We start from the raw sequence: 3,034 nt of genomic DNA on the forward strand, positions 1-3,034 counted from the left end.
GGGGTATTTTTGCTTGATGCAAAGCCAGAATGGGTTGTAAAAGTATATGGGCGAAATCATGAGGAACTAAAGAAGGAAATTGAAGTATATAAACGATTAGGAAATCATAAAAGTTATTCTACTCTGTATGATTATGGGGAAAATTATTTAATCTTAAAAAAGCTTGAAGGTATCACTTTGTTTGATGCCCTGGTAAAGGGGGTTCCAATTCCTGAATCAGTTATTAAAGATATTGATTCCGGTTTAGATTATGCAAGGTCAGTTGGATTAAATCCCTATGATGTCCATGGGAAAAATGTCGTCATGTTTGAGGGCAGAGGATATATTGTTGATATATCCGATTTTTATAAAAAGGGATTTTGTAGGAAATGGAAAGATTTAAAAAAAGCTTATTATAAGATTTATTTGCCATATATATATAAATATCATCCACCAATCCCTTTTTTAATGGTTGATGCAATGCGGAAAGGATATCGGATGTATCGTCGTTTGAAGAAGAAAGGCTAAAAAATAATAAAATTTAGCGAGGTGTAATTATGGATGACCGTCAGTTTCGAAACGCAATGGGGAAATTTGCNNNGAATGACTGCGAATGCCTTTATCTATGTTTCGCTTAATCCAAAACTTGTTGTCATTTCGATTGCTGAAAAAGCACAAATGCTTGAAAAAATAAAACAAAGCAAAAAGTTCTCGGTCAATATACTTGCTGCGAAACAACAAGAATTATCAATGATATTTGCGGGGCAGTTAAAAAATCAACAAGAAGTAGCGTTTGAACGTCTTGAAGGAATCCCGGTTTTACCAGGAGCTGTGGCTCAAATTACATGTGAAGTATCGGCTGAGCATGTGGAAGGAGACCATACCCTTTTTATAGGCCGGGTAACTAGTATTAACCTGGAGGATTCGGACCCGCTAATTTATTTTAGTGGAAAATATCGATCGCTTGTAGATGAGTAAATAAAGAATCAATCAGTTTCGTAAGTTTTTTACTATATTTTAAAAGAAATTTAAAAAATAGATTCAAATACCTTCGANNACCTTCGAATTACTGTGAAATTTTACTTAATTAGAAACTATTAAAAAATGCGCTGATATCTTCAGGGCATTTTTTGTGTGTTTTCGCGAAATAATGAAGTTTAGTCTAAAAATAAAAAATATTTAGAATATATTGACAAGTAAATATTACCTATGTAGAATTACAGTTAGTGAAGAAAAGCGCTTTTTTTACCGATTTTTACAATCTATAGATTAAAAAATGTTTCATTAAAATTTTAGTTAAGTGAATGTAAAATTTTAATGCTGTTGTTTTTGAAGGCCAACAAAAGCGACAGTTTCTCGCTCGATAATGCAATTAATGAAAGCGGATTCATTTGTTCTCCTGTATCATGGGTGATAGTTTATGAAATATAAGGGAGGTTTATCAATGGCAGTAAAGACAATCAGCAGAAATTTTCTAAAGTTTTTGGTTGTTATTCTTGCATTCCAAGATGTAGCTGCAGGGGTAGCAGGATCAATTATGGCAGACATAATTAAGGCATTTCCACAATATGACCCCACGATCGTTATGTTGGTTGCTACCTTTCCAGGATTAATTCAAATCGTTCCTGCACTCTTTTATGGTAAACTTTCCAAAACATTCAAGAAAAGAACGCTGTTATTTGTCGGTTTGAGTCTTTTCATCATCGGCGGAGTTCTTCCAACGTTTATGGATAATCTATGGCTGATTATTGCTATGCGGGGGATTCTAGGTTTAGGTGTTGGGATTACTATGCCGTTATCGGTCGATGTTATTACCGATTTCTTTGAGGGTAGAGAAAGAGATTTCTTGATTGGATTTGGTACTTCAACGATTGCGTGTATTGGAGCAATATTCTTTCAATTAGTGGGTGGGATTTTAGCCGACGCCTATGGCTGGCATTATGGTTTCTTAACGTATCTATTCCCAATCTGGATCCTTGCAATCACAATCCTTTACCTGCCTGAGCCTGAAAAGAAACAAGCTCTCGAAGCTGCTGGATCTCAATCCAGTCAAAAGGTTAAATTACCAAAAGCAATCTATTGGGTAAGTCTTGGACAGATCTTTTATTCTGCACTAATTTTTGGCTATGTGACAAATATGTCGGTTGTAATTCAAGCGGATAAGCTAGGTAATGCAACAGAAGCAGGTATGGCTATATCGATATTTACTTTTGGCACTCTGATAGCAGGGTTCTTATTCGGAAAGATTAAACACAAGCTTCCAACCATGTATTTACCCCTTGCAGTTTTTATTACAGGGATTGGGATGGCCATCTGTTACTTCTCTCCTACACTAATTATGATTTTTATTGGAAGCGTAATTGGTGGTTTTGCAATGGGAATTGGCCTTCCAGGGGTATTCACAAGGGTTTCTGAACTAACTCCTGTTGGTGCTTCCTCTAGTGTCGGATTAGTAGTTGCTGGCCAAGGGATAGGTGGAATCTTGGGGCCATTTGGATTCCAGATGATTCAGACCCTATTTAACCAAGATATTGGTAGATTCCCATTAGCGGTTAGTGCAATTGGATTATTTGTATTAGCTTTAATTTGGGCAATTTCGGTAAAGAAACCGAACCGAGACATGGGGGTTACTATAAGTCAATAAAATTTAACTGGAGCTAAAATGATGNNAAACATAGGTAAAATTATAGTTAGTTAATGAAAGCGCTTTTAATGCCGATATTTCTACTATTTTAGTAGTATTTATGAAGAACTAGAATTTTACCATTAAGATAATTATGATTAAAAATTATTTTTCAAAGTGAGGGTAAGGATATGACAGCTCTTGAAACAAAGAAGGTTCCAACAGGAAACTATCAATCATTTATTCATGAAGGCGGTAAAAACTCCTCCGAAACCATTATTTTTCTTCATGGGAGCGGACCAGGGGTAAGTGCTAAATCAAACTGGCAGCACATATTACCACATTTCAATGAGAATTTTCATGTGGTGGCACCAGATATTTTCGGTTTTGGAAATACAGATCATCCTGAGTCATACCCCAAAAATGGGGGAG

2 protein-coding genes and 2 pseudogenes are annotated in these 3,034 nt (G+C 35.7%); all 4 read left to right on the forward strand.

Features of this window, described 5'->3' with window-relative positions:
- Positions 1 to 507: pseudogene (locus V7659_RS07325) on the forward strand (serine/threonine protein kinase); the annotation flags it as partial.
- A 29-nt stretch (positions 508 to 536) separates the two neighbouring features.
- Positions 537 to 957 (forward strand): annotated as a pseudogene (locus V7659_RS07330) (flavin reductase family protein).
- A 466-nt stretch (positions 958 to 1,423) separates the two neighbouring features.
- A complete protein-coding gene (locus V7659_RS07335) occupies positions 1,424 to 2,623 on the forward strand; it encodes an MFS transporter (RefSeq protein WP_335539084.1) in 1,200 nt (399 codons plus the stop codon).
- A gap of 170 nt (positions 2,624 to 2,793) precedes the next feature.
- On the forward strand, positions 2,794 to 3,034 hold a 241-nt coding region (locus V7659_RS07340), incomplete at its 3' end, for an alpha/beta fold hydrolase (protein WP_420491709.1).

The organism is Neobacillus drentensis, assembly GCF_036966985.1.
GTDB classification, from domain to species: Bacteria; Bacillota; Bacilli; order Bacillales; family Cytobacillaceae; genus Neobacillus; species Neobacillus drentensis_E.